Genomic DNA, 21,852 nt, shown 5'->3' on the forward strand with positions numbered 1-21,852 from the left:
GGCCGTTCAGCGCGACGCCACGCGGCACAGGCCCAGCACCTCGCGGCTCTGCGAGCAGCTCGATGCGACCGATGCCTTGCCGGTCGACGCGACGTTGTGCGCCGGCTCGGCCTCGCTGTCGCAATGCGACAGCACCTTCTGCGTCGGCGCGTAGTACGACCAGCCCTTCGGCAGCTGCGGCGGCGCCAGGCTCACCTCCTGCCACTTCGCATGGCCTTCGGTCTTCAGCTTCTCGAAGTTGCTGCACATCGACTTGGCGAAGCGCGTCAGCGAATCGCGCACGGCCGGCGACTGGTAGTCGTAGGTCACCAGCATCGACTTGACCGACAGCGAGGTCGCGTCCTGCGTCAGCCAGTTCGGGTAGCTGGTGCTGCGGATCGTCGCCGGCACGTAGGTGCCGTCGAGCGCCTGCGTCTCGGGCGCCGCGCGGTCGAGCGTCAGCAGCTTGATGTACTGGCGCGCCTCGGACTTCATGTCGGCGAACAGCTTGGCCGGCTGGCCCGCGACGACCACGACCACGTCGATCGACTTGTCGGTCGCGAGCTTCACCAGCGCCTCCTCGTTCGACAGGAAGCTGGTGTTCTGCTCCAGCATCGGGCTGCCGAACATCGCGCGGTACAGCGTGGTCGCGGTCAGTGCGGTGCCGCTGCCGACCGGGCCGACGTTGATGCGCTTGTCGCGCAGCTCATGGATGGAGCGCAGCGGCGAATCGGCGCGCGCGACGAAGTAGATCTCCTCGTCGTACAGCGGCATCACCACGCGCAGCGGCTTGATCAGCCGCGCCGCCTCGGCGTCGCCGGCATTCGCCTGGTCGAGGTAGGCGCGGTACACGTCGGACTGCACCAGCGCGAGCCGCACGCCCGGCTCGGAGCGCAGGCGCCGCACGTTCTCGGCCGAGCCCTTGGAAGGCAGCACCTCGAGCGGCAGGCCGGCGGGTTTGCCGATCAGGCGCGACAGGTCGCGGCCGATCTCGATGTAGGTGCCGCGGTCGGAGCCGGTGACGATGCGGTCGCCGGCATGGGCCCCCAGCGAGGCCAGGCACAGGGCAGTGGTCAGAAGAAGTTGGCGCATGGATTTCTCCGGTGAATGGTGGACAGCGCTCAAGGCGCCGGGAGCTCGCACAGGCCGAGGGCCCGGCGTGCAGAGGGACAGGAATCGGTGGAGGCCGCTGCCGGCGGCGGCTGCAGCAGCGCGACGGTGGCGGGCGGGATCACGGCGGGAATGGCAGCGGGTGCGGGCGTGACCGCGGGTGCGGGTTCGGGCGTTGGTGCAGCTGCCGCCACCACCACGGCCGAAGCCGCCGGCGCGGCCGACACCACCGGTGCCACCGGCACGATGGTCGCAACTTCGGGCAGCCGCGGCGCCACCGGCCGCGCACCGCTGAACGACATCGCGAACGAGGCCGCACCGGCCGCCAGCCCACCACCCACAAGCCACGGCAGCAGGCGTGCGAACGAACGCGCGGGCTTGACCGACAGGGCCCGCGCTGCGGTCGCCTCGCGGCGCGGCGCGGCCGCCGTCAGCGCGGCGATCTCGTCGGGCTTCAGCATCTGCAGCGTCGGCACGAAATCCGTGTCTTCGCCATCGGTCGTCGCCAGGTCGCGGTCGAGCTGCGCATCGAGCCGCGCCAGCATCGAGACGAAGGCGTCGCGTTCGCGCGCGCCGGTCTGCACGGCGGCCGCGCTCACGGTGCGCTCCGGACGATGTCGACGCGCTTCATGCCGGCCAGGAAGGCCTCTCGCATCCGGCTCTCATCAAGCTGCCCGGCCAGCACGTTGCAGAACTGGTCGCGGCTGGTGACGGCAGCGGCCGCGCGGCGCACCAGCACGTCGGCGATCGGCCCGATGTGCTCCGCCAGCAACCGTGTCGCGTGTTCGATCACCGCCTGCGGCATCGTCTGCGCATCGCGCCGCACCCGTTCCGCTTCGAGTTCGCGCAGGCTTTGCGCATCGGTGCAGTAGTTCACCGCATCGCCGATGTGGCCGAACACCAGGCAGGGCCGCAGCGGCGACTCCATCTCGCTGATGCGCTCGCCGCCGACCACCAGCAGTTGCCGGTCGTCGCGCTGCATCACCGCGGCACAGCGCGACAGCGCCTTCGCCGCGGTCAGGTCCAGGCCGCCGCTGCGGGTCAGGTCCAGCACCACCTGGCGCGAACTCCGGTTGACCCGCTCCACCGCGCCCACCGCGGCCTCGACGGTCGCGAAGAACAGCGGCTGGCCGATCTCGATCACCGGCACGTCGCGCGAGTTCGTCGCGTTCATCGGCACGCCGACGATGGTCGGTGCCATCGCGTCGGTGGCGTTGTATTCGCGGCGCACCAGGCTGTCGCGCATCTGCACGAAGGCCAGCACCGAGGCGGCGACCACGCCGGCGCCCACCGCCACCAGGATGTCGGCCGACAGCAGCAGCACGCACACCAGCGCGACCACCGCGAGCTCGCCGCGCATGCCGTGCCGGCCGGCCTGCCACTGCGCCAGCAGCTCGCGCACCGGCGGCACGGCGATCTCGCCGGCCACGCACAGCATCAGCGCGGCGATCACCGCCAGCGGCACCTTGACGATCAGCGACGCGAAGACCAGCGTGCCCAGGCCCACCAGCACCGCCGACGCGAGCGCCGCACTGCGCGAGCTGGCGCCGGCCTTGATGTGCACCGACGAGGTCGAGGTGCCCCCGGCCACCGGCAGCCCGCCGGCCAGCAGCGACACCAGCGAACCGATGGCGCCGGCCATCAGCGCGCGGTTGGCATCGAAGCGTTGCGTGCCGAGGTCTTCGATCTGCATCGCCGAGGTCAGCGTCTCGACCGAGTTGACGAGCGCGATCACGCCGGCGAAGGCCAGCACGTCCAGCCAGCGGCCCGGCGGCCAGCCTTCGAGGAACTGCCCGACCAGGCGCGACACCGGCAGCAGCGGACCACCGGCCAGGTCGATGGCGGGCAGGTGCGGCAGTGCGCCCGGCGCGCCGAGATCGACCACCAGCGCGACCAGCAGGCCGGCCGCCAGGCCCGCCAGCATCGCGCCGCCGGCGCCGTAGCGCACCCGCAGCAACGCGAACACGCCGAAGGTGCCGATGGCGGTGCACAGCGGCGCCCACGGCCGCAGCCGGTCGGGTGCGGCCACCAGGTCGGGCAGCTCGGACCACACCAGCCGCAGCGCCAGCGCGATCACCAGGCCGGCCGTCACCGAAGTCGGGATCAGCCGGATCAGGCCGCCGAGCTTCAGCGCCGCAAAGGCCAGCTGAATAAGCATCGCGACGAACAGGCACAGCGACAACAGCGCGAGCACCTGCGGCAGCTTGGTGCCTTCGGCGGCGAATGAAGCAGCGGCCGCCGCGATCACGACCGCGACCGACGCACGCGGCGAGAAGATCTGCGTCGGCACCGAGCCGAGCGCACTCGCGACGAGGGCGCCGAGCGAGGCGGCGATCAGCCCCGACAACACCATCGCCGACACCACGCCCGGCCCCATCGACGAGATCGATCCGGCCGCCACCGCGCCGTACGACACGGTGGTGATCAGCGACAGCAACGCGGACAGCGAGGCCCCTCGCACGTCGCCCCAGGGCAGCGGGACGCGGTCGGGACGCAGGCCGTCGAAGGTGGAGTGGGTGGTGGAGCGCATGGTGGTGTGGGCGGTGGTGGACGGTTGTGGCTCTAGGCGTGGAACATGGCCTGCGCCGACAGCCCGAGGGCGGCCGTCGGTGCAGAGGAAGGTCCGGAAGGTGTGCACGGCACGACGGCCGCGTCGATGCGGTAGCCGCTGCCGTAGACGCCGCGCAGTGCGAGCGCCTCGCCGGCGCAGCGCTTGAGCTTGCGGCGCAACTGATAGATGTGCTGCTCGATCGAGCGGCCGGTGATGCCGACGTCGGTGCCCCACACGTCCTGCGCGAGGCGGGCGCGGGTCACCAGCTGGCCGGCGTTTTCGAACAACAGTTGCGCGAGCGCGAGTTCGCGGGCCGTCAGGCCGACGCGCTGCGAGCGCGAGACGATGGCGCTCGCGCCGCGGTCGATGCTGCAGCCGGCAACGCTCGGGCCAGTCTCGGCCGGGGCCGGCACGCGCCGGCGCGCGGCGGCGCCGATGCGCGCCAGCAGCTCGGCCCCGCGCACCGGCTTCGCGACGAAATCGTCGACACCGGCGTTCAGCACGCGGGCCGCGGTCAGCGGGTCGGTGCGGCCGAGGGCGACCAAAGTCACTTCGGGGTTCAGCCAGTTGCGGCGCCAGTCGACGATCGCGGGGCAATCGGTGGCCGGGTCGTCGACATCGACGACGATCAATCCATGGTCGTCGCGCTTGATGCCGCGCAACAGAGTACCGGTGGATGTGTAGACCTCACAGTGGTAGCCGGCGCACTCCAGTGCGGTCCGCACGACCAGTTGCGTGTCTTTGTCTTCGATCAACAAGGCTGCTTTGTTCACGAGACTCCCCTATGTGTTGAATGATGTCTGACGGTCTCGTTCCGCAAGGCATGTGCCACGAAGCGGTGTATGGCTGCGCGACTTGCAAGCGGTTTCACAATTGCATGCAAGTGCTTGATTCGCCGTCAGGGGCGGCGAAACCCGCACACAAGTCGACAGGCATCCGACGGCGGGTGGGCCGGCGGTTGAATCAAGTTTGAGAAGGGAGCGGGGGCGGCTCTCTCACGACTGCGACAGCCATCGAACGCCACCGGACCCGACGGTTTCGACGCACGGCCGAAACCCGCTCCAGTAAAGTCAGCTTGTCGTCAGCGGGATGGCCGTAAACGCGTGCTCGGTGGCAGACGGCCTGGCGGCAAACACGACGGGCCACGGGCAGCCCGAGGGCCTGGCACGCGTCATCTGCGAATCGCGTGGCGCAAAGGAGTATCGGGAACTGGCGCGGGGAACCGGCGCGGCGCGAGGCCGGATCGTGCTCAGCCCGCCGGATCGACGCTCGGGTCCTTGTACGCCGACGGATCCACCGCCAGCGCCTTCAGCTTGCGGTACATCGTCGCCGGCGTCAGCGAGAGCTCTGCGCAGGCTGCCTTCACCGAGCCGCCGTGGCGGCGCAGCGCTTCTTCGAGCAGGCTGCGTTCGATCATCGCGACCGATTCGTCGAACGAGCGCGGCGCCGACGCGGTCGGCTCGCCGTCGACGAAGATCGGCAGCCCGAGGATCATCCGCTCGGCGCAGGCCTTCAGCTCGCGCACGTTGCCCGGCCAGCGCGAGGCCAGCAGCGCCTGGCGCTGGTCCGGCGTCAGCGACGGCACCGGCATCTGGAAGCGCAGGCTCGCCTGCTGCAGGAAGATCTGGAACAGCCCGAGGATGTCGCCCAGCCGGTCGCGCAGCGCCGGGATCTTCAGCGAGGCCACGTTGAGCCGGTAGAACAGGTCGGGCCGGAACTCGCCCTTCTTCGCGAGGTCTTCGAGGCTCACCTTGGTCGCCGCGACGACGCGGAAGTTCACGTGGATCGGCTTGTTGTTGCCCAGGCGCTCGATCTCGCGCTCCTGGATCACGCGCAGCACCTTGGCCTGCAGCGCGAGCGGCATCGCCTCGATCTCGTCGAGGAACAGCGTGCCATCTTTCGCGTGCTCGATCTTGCCGATGCGCTGCTTGCCCGCACCGGTGAAGGCGCCGGCCTCGTGGCCGAACAGCTCGCTCTCGAACAGGCTCTCGGGGATCGCCGCGCAGTTCAGCGCGACGAAGTTGCCGCTGCGCCGGCCGAAATCATGCAGGCAGCGCGCGACCAGTTCCTTGCCGGTGCCGGTCTCGCCGTGGATCAGCACGTCGACCGGGGTCGGCGCCAGCCGCAGGATCAGGTCGCGCAGCTCGCGCAGCGGCGCCGCGTCGCCGCGCACGATCTGGTCGATGCCGGACGATTCGGCCAGCCGCGTCTTCAGCTGGCGGTTCTCCTGCACCAGACGGTACTGGTCGGCCGCGCGCTGCATCACGGCCAGCAGCCGCTCGCGGCTGAACGGCTTCTCGAGGAAATCGTAGGCGCCCGAGCGGATCGCCTGGATCGCGGTCGGGATGTCGCCATGGCCGGTCATCAGCACGACCGGCAGGTCGGCATCTTTCTCGCGCGTGCGCTGCAGCACGAACAGGCCGTCGGCCTTGGGCAGGCGCAGGTCGGTCAGCACGGCGGCGGGCGCCACGGCGGCCATCTGCTCCATCGCCGATTCGGCGTCTGCGAACAGGCTGACCTGGTAGCCGGCAAGCTCCAGCGCACGCTTCACGCTGGCACGGAAGGCCTCGTCGTCCTCGATCACCAGGATGCGCGTCACCGGCGTGGCGGCGGGGCTGGCGGCTTTGTCGTTGTCTTGCATGGTCTTGTCGGGGATCGAGGGCTTCACGTGTCGGTCGGTCAATGCAAGCGATGCAGCGATCGTAGCGCCCTGCCGGCGCATTGCACGGGCGGCGGCGCGCAACTTCGCGCCCGCGTGCGCCGCTTCGCGTCGGGCTGCAGCCCGCAGCGCCCGGCCGGCCTACCGTGGCGGTCAACGACGTCACTGCCCAAGGAACCCGCATGCCTCCGATCAATCCGATGTTGCTGAAGAACGGCGCCCAATTCATCGGTCGCGTCGCCCAGCAGGCCGGCAAAGCGGCAACGACGGCCGCGCCCGGCCTGGCGGAGAAGGCCACGGGCGCGACGGCGCGGCTCGCCGCGAAGACGATGAGCGGATTGGGCGGGCTGAACGCGCGCCTGCCCTCGCAGCTGCCGACCGGCGCGACGCTGCAGGCCGGTATCGCCGGCCTGCGACCGCGGCTGCAGAATGCGCAGCTGCTGGGGAAGATGGGGCGGCTGGGGCAGGCGGCACAGGCACAGCTGGGGCAACTCGGACAACTCGAACCATTGGGGCAGATGCGCCACGCGGTGCAGTCGGCGCTGCAGAACCCGATGGCCGCGGCCCTGCAGGGCTCGGACCGTGCCTCGCGCACCACCAGCGATTTCCTGCAGGCGATGCACGACGTCGAGAACAACGCGCGGTACCAGGATTTCGCGCCGCCCGTCGTGGCCCGGCTGTTCGGCGAGGCCAGGAGCGGCCTGCAGGCGATCCACGACATGATCCAGCAGTTCCAGAGCGGCCTGGGCCGGCTTGCGGGCGGCCCGAAGCCCTCGCCAGCCGGCGCGATGCCGGCTCCGCCGACGCTCCCGCCGCGCCCAACGCAACCAGTCACGCTTGCCCCACCGAAGCCGACCCTGCCACTGGCCATCGAGGACAAGCCCAAGCCCGTCTCGCTGATGGACACCGAGCCCGGGCAGGCGATCCAGTCGCTGCGCGAGCGCGGCGTCGACCTGAAATCGTTCATGGGCGACCTGCACGGCTTCCAGACGCGCGGCAAGCCCAGCCGCGACGAGATGACGGCGCGCTACGGCGAGGCCTGCGACATCGGCAACGGCAGCAACCCGGTGCAACTGCGCAAGTTCTTCGCCGCGCTCACGAAGACCGTGCGCGCCGAGGAAGCCGGATGAGCCCGGGCCCCGGGCCGCTCTCTTCACAGGATCTTCCACAGCACCACCCCCCAGGACAGCCACGATGACCCCGCATGCCGACACCCCCGAAGCCGCCTTCACCGACACGTCGTTCGGCGACACCTCGTTCGACGAACTGCGGGCCGAGGCGGTTCTGCGCTTCGAGGCGCTGGTCGACCGCGTGACCGACGGCCTGATGAACGACCCGGTCGACAACGGCCCGGCCCACGACCGCGAGGCCTGCCGGCTGGCCGCGATCGCGCTGCTGGCCGAGGCCAACCGGACGGCGTTCGGCGCCGATTCGGCGATCACGCAGGTGCTCCGATCCGCCAGCCTTCGGTGAACAGGCAGGTGTCAGGGGCAGCAGATCCGGGCCCGCTCCAGCGGGCTACAGCGTTCCCGGCACCGTCGTCGGATCTTCCAGCGGCACGCGCACGTCGAACACCGCGCCGCCGCCGCTGCCGTTGCGCGCCAGCAGGTCGCCGCCCATCTCGCGCATCACGTCGCGCGACAGCGCGAGGCCCAGGCCCAGACCGCGCCCCGCCGCCTTGGTCGAGAAGAACGGCTGGAACAGCCGCTCCAGCACGGCCGGCGCGAGCCCGGGGCCGTTGTCGGCCACGCTGAGCACGACGAACTCGCCGTCGGCCGCGCAGCTGAACTCGATGCGGCGCGCGGCCACCGGTTCCAGCACGTCGAGTGCGTTGTTGACGAGGTTGGCGATGACCCGCACCAGCTGGCCCTCGAAGCCGTGCGCCAGCGCATCGTCGAAACCGATCACGATCTCGCACGGCGTCTGGCCCAGCCGCGAGCGCAGCATGCCCAGCGCCTCGAGCACCGCCTGGCGCAGGCTCAGCTGCTGCACCTGCGCGGTCGAGCGCGCCGGAAACGCGGCCAGCTGCGCGGTCAGGTCGGTCAGCCGGGTCGACAGCTTCAGCATCGAGCGCATGCTGGCCAGCACCTCGGCCGTCTCGCCGCTGTCGATCAGTTCCAGCGCCGTCTCGGCCACCAGACGGATCGACGCCATCGGCTGGTTCAGCTCGTGGTTGATGCTCGCGACCAGGTGGCCGACGTTCGACAGCCGCTGCGCATAGGCCAGCGTCTGCTCGGTGCTGCGCAGCACCTGCTCGGCATCGCGGTCGAGCGCCAGCATTTCGGCGCGCAGCGCGATCGCCTCGCGCTGCTGCTCGGCGGCCACGCGCGAGCCTTCGGCATAGGCCTCGTAGGCGCCCGGGTAGTCGCCCTGGTCTTCGAGCAGGTCGGCCAGCAGCAGCCGCGCGGTGACGAGCCGCGGCTCGTTCGGCAGCGTCACCAGGTGGCGCACCGCCGCGCGCGCGCAGGCCACGGCCGCGCGGCTGCGGCTGCGGGCGCGCTGCAGCTCGGCCATCTGCAGCCAGACCGCGCCGCGCTCGAGCCGGCTGCCGCGACGGCGCGCCCAGTCGCCCAGCCGGCGCAGCGCGAGCAGCACCGTCGCGTCGTCGCCGATCGCGGTCGCCACCTGCGCGATGTTCTGCAGCACCTGGCCGCCGTCGGGCTGGCTGCGCGGGGATTCGATGTGGCGCGCATCCGGCAGCACCGCCGAGGCCCGCGCGTACTCGGCCTGCGCGCCCTGCACGTCGCCCTGCTGGGCCAGCAGGCGGCCGCGCTCCAGGCGCATCAGCGCCTCGTTGTGGCGCAGGCTGATGTCGAGGTGGTGGTCGTTCGGCGCCCCGGGCGTGCCGACCGCCTGGGCGGCCATCGCGATCGCGCTGTCGAGGTCGCCGCCGAGGCGGTGCGCCATCGCCATCGCGGCCTGGCAGCGCGCCAGGTCGGCGCGGTGGTCCATCAGCCGGAAGCGTTCGGCGGCTTCGGCGATCAGCGTCATCGCGCGCTCGTGCTCGCCGACCTCGAGCCAGCACTGGCCGCGCAGCAGCAGGATGCGGGTGGCGCGCCAGCGGTCGTCGCGGCGCTCGAAGGCCTGCTGCGCTTCCAGGCACAGCACGTAGGCGCGGTCGGGGCGGCGCGCCTGCAGCACCAGGGTGGCGGCGCGGAACAGCGTGCGCACCGTCTCGCCGTCGTCGCCGCTGGAGCGCGCCAGCGAGATCGCCTCTTCGCACAGCGCGACCGCGTACGGGCCGTCGGCGCCGACGCGCTCCATCGCCTTCAGCAGGCGCTGCTCGACCTGCGACGGCAGCAGCCGCTCCGGCGCGGTGTGCGGCCAGAGCGTCGGGCGGTCTTCGAAGACGTCGAGGGAATCGCTGTCGGGCATGAGGCGGGATTGTGCAATGCGCAGCGTCAGGCCCTCAACCACAGGTAGTCGCCGGCGGAGATGGCCTCGAACATGTCGTCGGGCGCCTGCAACAGGTGGTCCTTCCAGTAGCGGCCGTGCTCGGCGTAGTGCGTCAGCGTGTCCATCAACCATGCGCCGTCGATGTCGTCGGTCATCGGCACGCGCACGATCAGCTGGGTCGAGCCGGTGTCGGGGTCGAGGCCGAGCTGGGCCTGGTCCTGCGCATAGACGAGCAGGTTCGATTCCAGCATCAGCCGGAAGATCGACAAGGTCCGCCCGGCGGTCGTGATGCCGTAGTCGAACTGGATGTACATCGCCTGCGGATCGTTCGTCACATGGTCGACGATCACGCTGAAGCCCTCGACCTCGACGCGTCGCGACTGCAGCACCGCCTGCACGTCCGGCAGGTCGAGCTCGCCGCACAGCTCCGTCAACAGCCCGATGTAGCGCTCGTGGTCGGGATCGTCGCCGGCCGGCTCCTCGCCCTCGGCGCCTTCGGGCAGCTCTTCGTCGTTCATCACTGCACTCATCGCTCGTTCCTCCGGGACTGCACGAGCATCTTCGCGATGCTCAACGCGGCTTGTTCTTCCGTGCGCGGCACCTGCAGCTGCAACAGCTTCATCGGCAGCATCCAGTGCAGCATCTTGATCGACAGCGGAAAGCCGCCTTCCGGCATCGCCGGCTTCAGGTAGTTCGCCGCCAGGAACTCGGCCACCGCCTTCAGCCCGCCGCTGTCGAGCCGGGCGCCGGCGCGCGTGCTGCCGAGCAGCGCCAGGTTCAGCTTGCGCAGCGCGCCGGCCGCGAGCGCGCCGTTGCCGGTCTCGGCCGCCTTGTTCAGCTCGCGGTCGATGACGGCCTTCTGCACCACGCCCAGCATGCCCTTCTTGCAACGCTGCAGCGGGATCTTCGAATCGAACACCCGGCGCGGCGAGCCGCCACGGCCTTGTTCATCCGATTTCTCCGACAGGCTGCGCGCGCGAGCCAGTTTGTCCTGGCGCGACTCCTCGCCGCCGCCCCGGTCCTGGTCGTCGCCGGAGTCCTGCGACTGGTCCTTCAGGTTGACAGCCTCGGTGCCGGTCTGCTGCGCGTCGGACGAGTGGAAATCGTTGTCGTCGTCGTCCCCGCCCGGCACGCCGCTGACCCCGCGGCGCCGCGTCTTGCGCGCCTTGTTGGTGGTGGCCCGCTTGGGCCGGGCGCCCGGCCGGTTGCCGCCGACGTGGCGGCCCTGGCCGCCGGAGCGCTGCGGGCCGTGGTGGCCTTGGTGCGTCTGGTGGGTGGCCTGCGGCGTGGCCGCCGGCGCCGCGTGCGCGGTGGTCGCGGTGGCGGCGACCGCGGCCGCACGCGGCGCGACGATCGGCGCTGCCCGGATGAACGAACGGATGAGGCTCATTGCAGCGCCGCCTGTACCGCCTGCTGGGCGAAGCCGAGCACCATCGAGGCGCCCCACGGCGCGGCCACCACCAGCGTGATGACCACCGCGATCAGCTTGGCGCCCTGCGAGATCGCCTGGTCCTGCAGCGAGGTGATCGCCTGCACGAAGGACACCAGCAGTCCCACCAGCGCCGCCACCAGCACGGCCGGCAGCGAGACCATCAGGCACAGCAGCATGGCCTGCGAGGTCAGTCGAACGATGTTGTCGTAGTCCATGCTTGCACGCTCGCTACTTGTAGGTCAGCACCAGGCCGTGGATCAGCGTCGACCAGCCGTCCATGACCACGAACAGCAACAGCTTGAACGGGATCGCCACCTGCGTCGGCGTCACCTGCGACAGGCCGAGCGCGAGCAGGATGTTCGCGATGATCAGGTCGACGACGACGAAGGCCAGGTACAGCAGGAAGCCGATCTTGAAGGCCGCGGTCAGCTCCGACAGCGTGAAGGCCGGGGCCAGCACGATCAGGTCGTCGGCCTTCAGCGCCCGCGCCCGCTCCGGCGGCCACACCGCGGCGGCCGACTTCAGGAAGAACGCCTTCTCGCGCGCCTGCGCATGCTTGTCGAGGAACTTGCGCACCGGCTCTTTCGCGATCTCGATGACCTGGCCGATCTGCCCGGCACTCGACGGCGCGAAGCCCTGGTCCTTCATCTTGTCGTACGAATCCATCACCAGCGGCGCCATGATGTAGGCCGACACGATGATCGCGATGCCGTTGAGCACCATGTTCGGCGGCACCTGCTGCACGCCGAGCGCGTTGCGCAGCAGGCCCAGCACCACGACGATCTTGGTGTACGAGGTCACCATCATCGCGACGAAGGGCAGCACGCCGATCGCGAACGCGATGACGAGCAGCGGGAGCAGTTCACCCGTGGTGGTCTGCGTCATCGCGTGCCACCATGCGTGTGATGCGGGCGCCCAGCCGCGAGCCGACCGCCACCAGTTCCGCATGGCCGATCACCTGGCCGCACGACACCAGGCGCAGGCGCGCCTCGGCCGCCGGTACCGCGAGTTCGATCACGTAGCCGGGTTCGATCGCTTCCAGGTCGGAAAGCGGCACCGACACGGTCTCGATCTCGAAACGCACCGGCAGTTCGAGCTCGCCGATCGCATCCGCTTGCTCGCCCGGTTCGGCGAGCAGGTCCTGGTCATCGTCCAACATCTGAAGTCCTCCTTCGACTGTCCATGAATTGCCTTGAATCCGTCCCGGCGCGGCCAGGCAGCGCGCACCGCGCGGCCCCAGCCTGAGCACCGCGGCGGCACCTTCCAACCCTTGCAGCTCGGCCGGCAGCAGCACCACGTCGCCGACCCGCAGCGAGCGCAGCACGTCGATCGACAGTGCGCGGCTCGCGATCACCGCGGCGCCCGGCAGGCGCAGCAGCGAGCGCCAGGCGCTGCGCTGGCCGTGCGGGCGCGCGGCACCGCGCAGCGCGTCGTGCACCGGCCCGGGTAGTTGTTGCGCGGCGATGCGCGCGATCTCGACACCGTCGCGGCGCAGGCTGCACCAGCCGGTGCGCGGGATCTGGGCGCCGGCCAGCGGCGCGAGCGACACCGCCTGCACGCCGGGCAGCACGAGGTGCGACAGGCGCTCGGTGGTTTCGCCGAACAGCGCCTCGGCAGCGAGCGCACGCAGCGGGGCGCCCAGGTCCGGCGCCGCGGCCAGCGACAGCGCGGCATCGGCGCGGCAGGCGATCGCGAGGCTGAAACGGCCGGCGTCGCTGTCGAGTTCGAGTGCGTAGGTGGCATACCCCCGCGACGCGGTGCCGGCATCCGGCACCGCGGCGAGCGACAGGCCGCCGCGCCGCAGGTCCAGGGCCTGCCACAGCGCGCCGAGGCGGCGGTCGTGCAGCAGGCGCGAGGCGCTGGCGGCGGCGGTGCCGACGGCCCCCAGGTGGGTGGCGATCGGCGTGACAGGTTCGATGCGGGTGGCAGCGGTCATGGCGATTCAGTCAATGGAGATGGCGACATCGCGCCGGCGGTTCAGGGACTCTTCGAGCGTCGCGGCGAGGGCGTCGCGATGGGCAAAGAGTAGGTCGCGGGCCTTCGAATCGGCGGTCTCGAAGCGAAGCTGCAACCAGCACGACGAAACCGCCAGCGTGAGCGTGGTGTCGGCCAGCACGTCGGGGCGCAGCGGCATGCGCACCTGCCAGCCTTCGCTGTCGTCGACCGCGCGGTCGTTGCAGAAGCGCGAGATGGTCTGTGCGATCGCGGCGACCAGCGGGTGCGGCGGCGCGGCCACGCGGGCGACGCGGGTCGTGCCGTGCAGCAGCGGTTGCAGCAGTTCGGGGCTGGGGATCAGCTCGTCGGCCCAGTCGGGCTCGGCCTGCTGCTCGGGTTCGGGTTCGCGGGTGACAGGAGCGGCGTGTTCCGGCTCGGCCGATACCGCAAGTTCGTCCTCGGCAGGCGCATGCGACGAAGAAGGCTCGGCCTCAGGCCGCAGCCGCTCGCCGAACGGCCGCGCACCGCTGGACGGGCGCCGCTGGCGCAGCAGGTCGGTGAAGCTCGGCGCGCGCAGGCTGTCGGCCGGCGCAGGCTGCTTCGGCAACGCACTGCGGTGCACTTCGAAGGAAACAGGGCGGGCGCGGCTCATGCCAGTTCAACCGCGGTCACAGCGCCACGCGGCCCAGGGGCTCGACGCGCACCTGCGCGCCCAGCTCCTGGTACGAGTACACCGCCAGCCACTTCGATTCCGATTCGACGATGCGCCGCACATAGCGGCGGATGTCCATCGAGGTCACCACCGCGATGCCGGCGCGCGGCGTCATCCCCGCCAGCTCCTTCACGCGCCGTGCGATCGCGGCGACGGCATCCGGCGCCAGCGCCAGGTAGTTGCCGGCCGGCGTCGGCTTGATCGCGTCGCGGATCATCTTCTCGACCGCCGGCTCCAGCAGCACCGCCGACAGCGAGCCGCTGCCCTGCGTCGCGCGGTGGCTCAGCCAGCGCCCGAGGTCGCCGCGCACGTACTCGGTGAGCATCAGCGCGTCCTTCTCCTTCGGGCCCCAGTTGATCAGGCTCTCGCAGATCGCCCGCATGTTGCGGATCGGCAGCTGCTCTTCCAGCAGCCGGCGCAGCACCTCGGCGATGCGCTGCACCGTGACGACCTTCTGCATCTCGGCCACCAGCCCCGGGTACTCCGCGCCGACCCGCTCCAGCACCCACTGCACTTCCTGGATGCCGAGAAACTGGTGCGCCTGCTCGTGCAGCGACTGCACCGCGTGCTTCGCGATCAGTTCCTCGTTGGACGGCTCGCCGTCCGGCTTCGGGCCGATCGCCACCTGGCCGCTGCCGTGCGGCACGTCGTGCAGCAGCAGCTCGTACTCGTTGTCGGCATGGCTCGCGCGCGTCCACAGCCGGATGCCGGGGAACGGCAGGCCGAGCTGCTCCTGCAGCCCCAGGCGCTCGCGCTCGAACGCGGCGTTCAGCAGGTCGGACCGCAGCGAGGCCGCCAGTGCCGGCGACATCGTCACCGCGAGCGGCGCGGTGAACGCGCTCGCCTTGTCCTCGATCGCCTGGATGTCGCCCTTGCGCGCCTTCGCGCCTTCGCGCTGCAGGCCCTTCAGCGCATCCGGCTCGCCCTCATGCCCGCCCTTGGCGCCACCGGCCTGGGCTTGCAGCTTGCGCGCCAGCATCACCAGGAAGGCGGCCAGCGCCAGGAACACGTACCACGGGAAGCCCGGCACCAGCGCGAAACCGCACAGGAAGCCGGCCGCCAGGTACAGCGCGCGCGGGCTGCGCGTCAGCTGGAAGGTGATCTCCTCGCCCAGCGATTTCGGCTTGGTCGCGTGCTCGTCGGCCACGCGGGTGATCATCACGCCGGCCGCCACGCAGATCAGCAGCGACGGGATCTGCGACACCATCGCGTCGCCGATCGACAGGATCGCGAAGCGGTTCGCCGCTTCGGCCGCCGGCATGCCGTGGTAGGTGATGCCGATCACGATGCCGGCCAGGATGTTGATCACCGTGATGATCAGCGCGGCGATCGCGTCGCCCTTGACGAACTTCATCGCGCCGTCCATGCCGCCGTGCAGCTGGCTTTCCATCGCGAGCGCGCCGCGGCGCTGGCGCGCCTCGTCGGCCGTCAGGTGGCCGGCGCGCAGGTCGGCGTCGATGCTCATCTGCTTGCCGGGCATCGCGTCGAGCGTGAAGCGCGCGCCGACCTCGGCGACCCGCTCCGAGCCCTTGGCGATCACGATGAACTGCACCACCGTGATGATCAGGAACACCACGATGCCCACCACCAGGTTGCCGCCGACCACCAGGTTGCCGAACGACTCGATGATGTGGCCGGCGTCGGCGTGCAGCAGGATCAGCTTGGTCGACGAGATGTTCAGCGACAGCCGGAACAGCGTCGTGAACAGCAGCAGCGCCGGGAACGAGGTCAGCGAGACCGCGCTCGGGATGTACATCGTCACCATCAGCAGCAGCGTGCTGATCGTCAGGTTGATGGCGAGCAGGCCGTCGATCAGGAAGGTCGGCAGCGGCAGCACCATCAGCGCGAGGATGGCCACCACGGTGGCCACCATCGCGGCATCGCCGCCTATGTTGATCTTGAATTTCTTCATGGCATCCGCCTGGGTCGAGGGTCAATGAACGGGGTTGTCTTCGCCGGGGGTCTCGCTACGCCTGGCGCCGATCTCGTCGACCCAGCGCAGCACGACGGCCACCGCTTCGAACAGTTCTTCGGGCACGGCGTGGTCGACCGGCACCTTGTGCAGCGCGCGGGCGAGCGGCGGGTGCGCGAACACCGGCACGCCCATCGCCTCGGCATGGCCGCGGATGCGCAGTGCCGCGTCGTCGACGCCCTTGGCCAGCACGACCGGCACGCCGGCCTCGTCGGCGCGGTAGCGGATCGCCACCGCATAGTGGGTCGGGTTGACGACCACCGCATCGGCGCGGCCCACCGCCTGCTTCGGGTCTTCTTCGGCCAGTTCGCGCGCCAGTTGCTTGCGCTGGCCCTTGATCTCGGGGTCGCCTTCCTGGCCCTTGAACTCGCGCTTGATCTCGTCCTTGGACATGCGCTGGCCCTTCATGAAGTGGTGGCGCTGCAGCGCGTAGTCGAGCGGGGCCAGCACCAGGAACAGCGCCACCGCGAACAGCAGCACCTTGCCGATCGCGCCCCACGCGATGGCGCCGATCGCCATCGGCGTCTGGAACACCGCGCCCGAGATCAGCGGCAGCAGCTGCACGATGGCCTGCCACATCACCGCGCCGATGATCACGGCCTTCAGCACCATCTGCGCGAAGGTCATCAGCGACTTCACCGAGAACACCTTCTTGATGCCCTGCGCCGGGTTCAGGCTGTCGAACTTGGGCTGCACCGCCTTGGGCGTGAGCTGGAAGCCGACGTGCGCGGCGATGCCGACGATCGCGCCGATGGCCGCGACCACCAGCAGCGGCAGGATCACGAACCCCGCCTCCATGCCCATCGCGGCGAGGCGCTTCCAGATCACGTCCATCGGGATGTCGCCGGGGCCGATGTCGAGCGCGAGCGAGATCACGGTGCGGATGCGGGCGACGCTGCTGTCGGCCATCGCCATCAGCGTGCCGACGACGGCCAGCGTCGACGCGGCGATCGCCACGTCCTGGCTCTTGGCGACCTGGCCCTCCTCGCGCGCCTTGCGGAGTTTCTGCTCTGTGGGCTCTTCGGTTTTTTCGTCGGACATGGCGTGACCGAATGCAACGGGCGTCGACGGATTGCCGACATCGACAGGCTAGGCGGGGCGCCGCGGCCGGCCACCACCGGGCGCGAAGCGGCGTGCGCAAACCCGACGTGGCGCGTTCGGCTTTGTTCCGATGAGCGCACGGCGCCCGCACAATGCGGCGCATGCTTGATCCGATCGCCCCGCCGACGGCCGAACTGCAGCGCGTGATCGAAGCGCTGCCGGCCCTCGAAGCCGCCGAAGACCCCGCCCGCCACCGCGGCCTGCTCGAACAGGCGGCGGCGCTGGCCGCCGGCGACGGCGTCGACGGCCACACGCTCGGCCGCATCCAGCTGCTGATGGCGCGACTGCATGCGCAACTCGGCGAGTACGAGCTGGCGTACGCGCGGGCGCTGTCGGCCAGCGAGAAGCTGGAGCGCGCCGGCGACACCGCGCGCGCCTCGAGCGCGGACAGCACCTGCATCTCGATCTGCATCGAGACCGGCGACTTCAGCCGGGCGCTCGAGCACCTGCGCCAGACGCAGGCCGGCGCGCGTGCGCGCGGCGACCTGGAGCTGCTGGTGCGGCTGCTGTTCAACCAGGCCTGCACCTTCCTGTGCGTCGACGAGTTCGACGCGGCGGCCAACTGCTGCGAGGAAGTGCTGCGCGTTGCCGCCGAGATCTCAGGCGAAAAGGCAGGCGAGAAGGTGCGCAGCCAGGTGGCGACCACCGCCGAGAGCGCGCGCGCCGCGCTCGGCTTCAGCCGCACCTACTTGGCCGATGCGCATGAGCGGCGCGGCCGGCTGGCCGAGGCCCAGGCCGAGCGGCGACGGGCCGCCGAGGCGCTGCCGCGGACGAGCGACCGCAGCCCGCTGGCGTCGCTGCACATGGTGATCTACGCGCGCTCGCGACTCGGCGACCTGGAAGGCGCGCGGCACACCGCGTCGATCTTCCTGCGGCGCGTGCGCCAGTTGCCGCGGGCGCCGCGCTGGATGGCGCAGGTGTGGCTGACGATGGGCGTGTACTACCAGCACGCCGGGCGGCCGGGACGGGCCGCGGCGCGCTTCGAGCGGGCGATCCGCGCGATGCGCAGCATCCGCCATGACGGCGAGCTGCCGAACACGATGCAGATGCTGGCCAATGCGCATGCCGCGAACGGCCGGCATGCCGATGCGCTGCGCTGGCTGCGCCAGGCGCATGCGGCGCGGCGCTTCACGCAGCCCGAGCAGGAGCGGCTGCACTACCGGATGGCCGCGCTGGAGCGCGATGCCGAGGAGCGCCGGCTGGAGCGCGAGACCGCGATGCTGCATGCGCAGCGGCTGGCGGTGGTCGGCCGGCTGATGGCGCAGATCTACCACTCGCTGGGCGCGCCGCTGGTGGCGGCCCGGCAGGCGCTGTCACTGTGCATCACGCAGGCCGACCATCTGAAGCCGGCCGAGATGTCGGCGGCGCTGCGCGGCGTGGTCGCGCACATCGACGAGGCGACCGCGCTGACGCGGCAGCTGCGCATGTTCTCGTACCGGGCGGCACCGCAGGCGATGGTGCTCGACCTGCCGCTCGCGCTGCAGGAAGCCTGGAACGGCATGGCGATCGGCCGCTCGGGGCCGCGCGAGCCGCTGGCGCTGCACGGCGTGGCGCCGCCGCAGGTGCGCGGCGATGCGCAGCGGCTGGCGGTGCTGCTGCGCATTTTGCTGATCGAGATCGAGCGGCTGGGGGGCGCGCAGGCGCCGCAGGTGAACCTGTCGATGAACGGCTCGGCGGTGCGGGTGCTGTTCGCGTCAGCGGCGCGCGAGGCGGATGCGTCGGCGGTCGGCGGGGTCGGCTTCACGCTGTGCGAGGAGATCGCGCGCGAGATGCAGGGGGGGTTGTGGCGCATGGATGCGCCACAGGGGGAGCTGCGGGTGGCGTTGGAGTTGCCGGCGGAGAGGTAGCCCCGGATGCCAATCCGGGATGGCGGCGTGATGCGCTCCCGGATTGGCGTCCGAGCTACGACGGCAGGCGATCGGCCGATCGAGAGCCGCGCGAGCCACTGACGCTGCACGGCGTCGCGGCTGCAGGCTGTGCGAGGAGGTTGCCCGCGAGATGGAGGGCCCCCTGTGGGGCACTTCGCGTAACCCCATTTCAGTCAACAAGCGCCGCTGAGTTCGGCGCCAATGGTGAGTTCATGCGCCAGCGCGGCTGTTGCGAGTCAGCATGGCGTGCGAGCCGAGCCACTTGATGCGCCGCAGGCCTCGTTCTTCTGGCCTTTCGCACGCACCTGTCCCCTCATTGCGCCCGACTCGGCCGGTCATTGGCCATCAGCCAGACCAGCCGGCGGGCGTTGTAGGCAGCGCACTTCAGCAAGATCGCCAGTTCGTTCCTGGCCAAGCTCAGCGCCCGCACGCACTTGCCGCCGAGTTGCTCCAACCCGGCGAACACATGCTCGCCCCGAGCCCGACAGCCGGCTTCCCGTGTTGTCTCGATCCAGCACCTCTTTCAAGGTCTGGCCGTCGTCCACGTTGGCCGCCGTGACCTTGGCCTGGCGGATCAGCTGGTAGCGCGCGTCCGCATTGGCGTGCACCTTGTAGCCATGGAAGCTCTTGCCGTGCTTCTTGGTCCAGCGCGCATCGCCGTCGGTGTGCGCAAGCCGCTTGCTGCTCCAGCCCTCGGGCGCCTTGCCCTGGTTGAGTGCCTCGCGCTCCTCGCTCTTGGCCTGCGTCACAGGCGCCTGCACGATGCTGGCATCCACGATCTGTCCGCCGCGCTCGGATGTAGCCATGCTGCTGCAGTTGCAGGCTCACCGCGTCGAAGATCGCGGCCACCGAGCCCCCTGGGCCAGGCGCTGCTTGAAGCTCCACAGCGTGCGCGCATCGGGGATGTGCAGCGCACCATCGAGCCGGCAGAAGTGCTGGAAGCTCATGCGGTCCAGCACTTGGTACTCGCAGTCCTCGTCGCTCAGGTTGTACAGCGACTGGATGAACAGCAGCCGCACCATGATCTCGCTGGGGTACGGCGGGCGCCCGCCCTTGCTGCGGTCCGGCCGCCGGCACGCCGCATCGACTTGCGCCGCAATGGCCACAAAGTCGATCAGTTCATCCATCGCCGCCAGGTTGGCGATGAAGCCGCCCAGCTTGGCTTGCCGATGGTCCTGCATGAACAGGTCAGCCCCGGCTTCATGCCGCCAGAACGTCGAGGGTTTGATGCGCGGTGTGATCATGGCCGTCATCCTGCCTGCTCAGCCAGTCAGGACGTGAGGGAGGGTTCGAGAAGTGCCCCTTTGAGTTTCTCGAGCAGTTTCACGAATTTATTCATGTCCGCTCCCCACTTCTCTGGGTCATCCCCTTCGACAACTTCAAGAGTTCCCATGAATTTCTTCACCTCTTTCATGCCACCCTTTGCCCACTTTTTCATATTCTTGATCTGACCTTCGACCTCCAGGGGAATCCTCGAACCAACATAACAACCCTCAACCCATTCAACCGCCAACAAATAGCTCTTCACACTATCTAAAACTCTTTCGGCGTCATACACAGGCGTACTGTACTCTCTGGCGTCCAACTGCCGAGTCCAAAAAACGAGCCGCTCACTTATCCCCTCCGCAAGAAATGTTCGATGAGCATCCAATTCTAACTGAATACCCCCGCCAAAAGGGGATTTATCAATGGTGAACCTCGGGGGGGTGCCTTTCTTCGGCGTTAATCCAGACTCGATTGTATTAGCCGCTTCTTTATTTTCAACAAGGGTTATTTTTTTGGTATTTTTTTTCCTAGGATCCAAGCCATTATTTTGAAATCCTGAAAATTTTTCGACCATCGCAGGCTTACCATTTTTTACATCAGCCTTTTTCGGCGCCTGAGATTTCGCATCAACGTTTTTAACTGTTTCGTTCTTTGTAAAATCTTTAGAAGCGACGACTTTGTTACCCAGCGACTGCACTCGTTTTTTCTTGGTTGTGACAGATTTTTGTGCATCCGGCCCCATCGCTTGGAGCAGAGCATGCGCTTCCCTATACGCCGCCACAAAGCTGCCTTTATCCGGGCCGGTGTCGTAGTAGCTCGTTGAACTCATAATTTCGTACAGAACCTTCAGCTTTTCGCAGCTTGCTTCGAGCTCATCCCTCTCGAATCCCTTCCAGTCCGCCTTTCCTAGCTTAGTCGACACCAACACCTGATCAAAAGCGCGCGTAGCGTATTGAAGACCATTCAAAATCGAATCCTTCGATTGCTGCCTTGAATTGCTCCAATTTTGATATATCTCAGAAGCCACATCATATATTCTGGATGGAGTCACCTCAGGGCCTGGCAAAGACCATGATTCAGTCGCGGTAATCAAGTAGCCTGGGATACTTCTCATGAAATTTTTTTTCCCCGAACTCACCCTATCTTTCTGCACATCTTCAAGAAAACGTTTAACCCCCTTCAACATTTCATTTATTTTCTTGAGGTCCTTCTCAATCCCATTGATTTCATTGATTTCAAATTCACTCTTACCATCCGTGGGAGAAGATTCGAAATCATAATATCTCGACAGGGTTTCGTCGATTTCACTACAATAATCACCAATAGCCTTCTTAAAATCATGATCATCTTCATCCCCCGCTTTCAAATCTTCAGCATAACCGAGCATCGAATGAAAAGTAGTATCAATCCGCCGCCTGACTTCTTTCAATAGCACAGCCTGCACGCTCGGCAGGACCGGCTTGCTCTGCACGCTGTTGTCAGAAGAGTGCTTAACGGCGTCGTTACGACGCTTCGACTTCACGCGTCGTTTCGGCTTCCCCTTGGACTGCTTATGATGATCGACTGATTTTTTATTTTCACTTAAAGACTTCTTGCTCGCCGAATTTTCATTTATCTTTTCCTTTGAATCGGCGGTAGAACGACTTTGTTCATTATCAAGAACGGGGGTGGCGCCATTATTTCTGCACAGCACTTCCCTAGTTTTTTTCAAAAGAGTTTCTTGCAAATTTTTTTTTGCGCTTATTTTAGATGATTTTTGCCTATCTTTGCCGAAAATACCGACTTTTTTCGAATGGTTCGTGTCCTCAGTCGATTCGCCAATTGACTTCGTCCGACCAAAGATAAGGGATACGCACTTCATTTAAAAGTCC

The 21,852-nt window shown here is 68.4% G+C and carries 20 protein-coding genes; 3 read left to right on the forward strand and 17 right to left on the reverse strand.

Features of this window, described 5'->3' with window-relative positions:
• Positions 1 to 6: 6 nt before the first annotated feature.
• The 5 genes from BUE42_RS20750 to BUE42_RS20770 form a co-directional block, all read right to left on the reverse strand.
• Positions 7 to 1,071 carry a TAXI family TRAP transporter solute-binding subunit gene (locus BUE42_RS20750; RefSeq protein ID WP_073467197.1) on the reverse strand — a complete coding sequence of 355 codons (1,065 nt, stop codon included), beginning with the start codon at positions 1,069 to 1,071 and terminating at the stop codon, positions 7 to 9.
• Between the two features lie 29 nt (positions 1,072 to 1,100).
• A complete protein-coding gene (locus BUE42_RS33515; RefSeq protein WP_073467198.1) occupies positions 1,101 to 1,688 on the reverse strand; it encodes a hypothetical protein in 588 nt (195 codons plus the stop codon).
• Positions 1,685 to 3,619 (reverse strand): SulP family inorganic anion transporter, encoded by a 1,935-nt coding sequence (locus BUE42_RS20760; protein WP_073467199.1) that lies wholly within the window; start codon positions 3,617 to 3,619, stop codon positions 1,685 to 1,687. Before BUE42_RS20760 ends, BUE42_RS33515 begins: the two co-directional genes overlap by 4 nt.
• A 32-nt stretch (positions 3,620 to 3,651) precedes the next feature.
• Positions 3,652 to 4,395 carry a response regulator transcription factor gene (locus tag BUE42_RS20765; protein WP_235002492.1) on the reverse strand — a complete coding sequence of 248 codons (744 nt, stop codon included), beginning with the start codon at positions 4,393 to 4,395 and terminating at the stop codon, positions 3,652 to 3,654.
• Between the two features lie 494 nt (positions 4,396 to 4,889).
• Positions 4,890 to 6,281 carry a sigma-54-dependent transcriptional regulator gene (locus tag BUE42_RS20770; RefSeq protein ID WP_073467237.1) on the reverse strand — a complete coding sequence of 464 codons (1,392 nt, stop codon included), beginning with the start codon at positions 6,279 to 6,281 and terminating at the stop codon, positions 4,890 to 4,892.
• A gap of 200 nt (positions 6,282 to 6,481) precedes the next feature.
• Here BUE42_RS20770 and BUE42_RS20775 point away from each other — a divergent pair, with 200 nt between their 5' ends.
• A complete protein-coding gene (locus BUE42_RS20775) occupies positions 6,482 to 7,429 on the forward strand; it encodes a hypothetical protein (RefSeq protein WP_143171659.1) in 948 nt (315 codons plus the stop codon).
• Between the two features lie 64 nt (positions 7,430 to 7,493).
• Positions 7,494 to 7,772, forward strand: coding sequence for a hypothetical protein (locus tag BUE42_RS20780; RefSeq protein WP_073467202.1), 279 nt, complete (start codon positions 7,494 to 7,496; stop codon positions 7,770 to 7,772).
• Positions 7,773 to 7,817: 45 nt separating this feature from the next.
• On the opposite strand, the gene BUE42_RS20785 is transcribed toward BUE42_RS20780, so the two are convergent.
• Genes BUE42_RS20785 through sctU form a run of 9 tightly spaced genes read right to left on the reverse strand, consistent with a single transcriptional unit; the run spans position 7,818 to position 16,787 of the window.
• Positions 7,818 to 9,674: an ATP-binding protein gene (locus BUE42_RS20785; protein ID WP_073467203.1), complete on the reverse strand. Its 1,857-nt coding sequence runs from the start codon at positions 9,672 to 9,674 to the stop codon at positions 7,818 to 7,820.
• A gap of 26 nt (positions 9,675 to 9,700) precedes the next feature.
• Positions 9,701 to 10,225: a CesT family type III secretion system chaperone gene (locus BUE42_RS20790; RefSeq protein ID WP_235002494.1), complete on the reverse strand. Its 525-nt coding sequence runs from the start codon at positions 10,223 to 10,225 to the stop codon at positions 9,701 to 9,703.
• Complete coding sequence (locus tag BUE42_RS20795; protein WP_073467204.1) at positions 10,222 to 11,085, reverse strand: hypothetical protein; 864 nt, start codon at positions 11,083 to 11,085, stop codon at positions 10,222 to 10,224. Before BUE42_RS20795 ends, BUE42_RS20790 begins: the two co-directional genes overlap by 4 nt.
• Positions 11,082 to 11,342, reverse strand: a complete 261-nt coding sequence (gene sctS / locus BUE42_RS20800) for a type III secretion system export apparatus subunit SctS (protein WP_056810193.1) — start codon at positions 11,340 to 11,342, stop codon at positions 11,082 to 11,084. Before sctS ends, BUE42_RS20795 begins: the two co-directional genes overlap by 4 nt.
• A gap of 13 nt (positions 11,343 to 11,355) precedes the next feature.
• A complete protein-coding gene (gene sctR, locus BUE42_RS20805) occupies positions 11,356 to 12,012 on the reverse strand; it encodes a type III secretion system export apparatus subunit SctR (RefSeq protein WP_073467205.1) in 657 nt (218 codons plus the stop codon).
• Positions 11,990 to 13,063, reverse strand: a complete 1,074-nt coding sequence (gene sctQ, locus BUE42_RS20810; protein ID WP_073467206.1) for a type III secretion system cytoplasmic ring protein SctQ — start codon at positions 13,061 to 13,063, stop codon at positions 11,990 to 11,992. Before sctQ ends, sctR begins: the two co-directional genes overlap by 23 nt.
• A gap of 6 nt (positions 13,064 to 13,069) precedes the next feature.
• Entirely contained in the window at positions 13,070 to 13,714 is a 645-nt protein-coding gene (sctP, locus tag BUE42_RS20815; RefSeq protein WP_083614346.1) for a type III secretion system protein SctP, read from the reverse strand.
• A gap of 16 nt (positions 13,715 to 13,730) precedes the next feature.
• The gene (locus BUE42_RS20820; RefSeq protein WP_073467208.1) at positions 13,731 to 15,686 is read right to left on the reverse strand and encodes an FHIPEP family type III secretion protein; all 1,956 of its coding nucleotides are present in this window, start codon (positions 15,684 to 15,686) and stop codon (positions 13,731 to 13,733) included.
• 21 nt (positions 15,687 to 15,707) lie between these two features.
• Positions 15,708 to 16,787 carry a type III secretion system export apparatus subunit SctU gene (gene sctU / locus BUE42_RS20825; protein WP_073467209.1) on the reverse strand — a complete coding sequence of 360 codons (1,080 nt, stop codon included), beginning with the start codon at positions 16,785 to 16,787 and terminating at the stop codon, positions 15,708 to 15,710.
• A 161-nt stretch (positions 16,788 to 16,948) separates the two neighbouring features.
• Here sctU and BUE42_RS20830 point away from each other — a divergent pair, with 161 nt between their 5' ends.
• Positions 16,949 to 18,694: a tetratricopeptide repeat protein gene (locus tag BUE42_RS20830; RefSeq protein ID WP_143171660.1), complete on the forward strand. Its 1,746-nt coding sequence runs from the start codon at positions 16,949 to 16,951 to the stop codon at positions 18,692 to 18,694.
• A gap of 356 nt (positions 18,695 to 19,050) precedes the next feature.
• On the opposite strand, the gene BUE42_RS33875 is transcribed toward BUE42_RS20830, so the two are convergent.
• Genes BUE42_RS33875 through BUE42_RS32490 form a run of 3 tightly spaced genes read right to left on the reverse strand, consistent with a single transcriptional unit; the run spans position 19,051 to position 21,842 of the window.
• Complete coding sequence (locus tag BUE42_RS33875; RefSeq protein WP_235002496.1) at positions 19,051 to 19,521, reverse strand: transposase; 471 nt, start codon at positions 19,519 to 19,521, stop codon at positions 19,051 to 19,053.
• A gap of 18 nt (positions 19,522 to 19,539) precedes the next feature.
• Complete coding sequence (locus tag BUE42_RS33880; protein ID WP_235002498.1) at positions 19,540 to 19,959, reverse strand: transposase; 420 nt, start codon at positions 19,957 to 19,959, stop codon at positions 19,540 to 19,542.
• Positions 19,960 to 19,985: 26 nt separating this feature from the next.
• Positions 19,986 to 21,842: a hypothetical protein gene (locus BUE42_RS32490; RefSeq protein WP_143171661.1), complete on the reverse strand. Its 1,857-nt coding sequence runs from the start codon at positions 21,840 to 21,842 to the stop codon at positions 19,986 to 19,988.
• Positions 21,843 to 21,852: the final 10 nt, after the last annotated feature.

This window comes from Rhizobacter sp. OV335, assembly GCF_900142965.1.
In the GTDB taxonomy this organism is placed as follows: Bacteria; Pseudomonadota; Gammaproteobacteria; order Burkholderiales; family Burkholderiaceae_C; genus Rhizobacter.

Coding starts and splice junctions, on each gene's coding strand:
- BUE42_RS20750 (WP_073467197.1), bottom strand. CDS start 1,071: ATGCGCCAACTTCTTCTGACCACTGCCCTGTGCCTGGCCTCGCTGGGG.
- BUE42_RS20760 (WP_073467199.1), bottom strand. CDS start 3,619: ATGCGCTCCACCACCCACTCCACCTTCGACGGCCTGCGTCCCGACCGC.
- BUE42_RS20770 (WP_073467237.1), bottom strand. CDS start 6,281: ATGCAAGACAACGACAAAGCCGCCAGCCCCGCCGCCACGCCGGTGACG.
- BUE42_RS20775 (WP_143171659.1), top strand. CDS start 6,482: ATGCCTCCGATCAATCCGATGTTGCTGAAGAACGGCGCCCAATTCATC.
- BUE42_RS20780 (WP_073467202.1), top strand. CDS start 7,494: ATGACCCCGCATGCCGACACCCCCGAAGCCGCCTTCACCGACACGTCG.
- BUE42_RS20785 (WP_073467203.1), bottom strand. CDS start 9,674: ATGCCCGACAGCGATTCCCTCGACGTCTTCGAAGACCGCCCGACGCTC.
- BUE42_RS20790 (WP_235002494.1), bottom strand. CDS start 10,225: ATGAGTGCAGTGATGAACGACGAAGAGCTGCCCGAAGGCGCCGAGGGC.
- BUE42_RS20795 (WP_073467204.1), bottom strand. CDS start 11,085: ATGAGCCTCATCCGTTCGTTCATCCGGGCAGCGCCGATCGTCGCGCCG.
- sctS (WP_056810193.1), bottom strand. CDS start 11,342: ATGGACTACGACAACATCGTTCGACTGACCTCGCAGGCCATGCTGCTG.
- sctR (WP_073467205.1), bottom strand. CDS start 12,012: ATGACGCAGACCACCACGGGTGAACTGCTCCCGCTGCTCGTCATCGCG.
- sctQ (WP_073467206.1), bottom strand. CDS start 13,063: ATGACCGCTGCCACCCGCATCGAACCTGTCACGCCGATCGCCACCCAC.
- sctP (WP_083614346.1), bottom strand. CDS start 13,714: ATGAGCCGCGCCCGCCCTGTTTCCTTCGAAGTGCACCGCAGTGCGTTG.
- BUE42_RS20820 (WP_073467208.1), bottom strand. CDS start 15,686: ATGAAGAAATTCAAGATCAACATAGGCGGCGATGCCGCGATGGTGGCC.
- sctU (WP_073467209.1), bottom strand. CDS start 16,787: ATGTCCGACGAAAAAACCGAAGAGCCCACAGAGCAGAAACTCCGCAAG.
- BUE42_RS20830 (WP_143171660.1), top strand. CDS start 16,949: ATGCTTGATCCGATCGCCCCGCCGACGGCCGAACTGCAGCGCGTGATC.
- BUE42_RS33875 (WP_235002496.1), bottom strand. CDS start 19,521: ATGGCTACATCCGAGCGCGGCGGACAGATCGTGGATGCCAGCATCGTG.
- BUE42_RS33880 (WP_235002498.1), bottom strand. CDS start 19,959: ATGATCACACCGCGCATCAAACCCTCGACGTTCTGGCGGCATGAAGCC.
- BUE42_RS32490 (WP_143171661.1), bottom strand. CDS start 21,842: ATGAAGTGCGTATCCCTTATCTTTGGTCGGACGAAGTCAATTGGCGAA.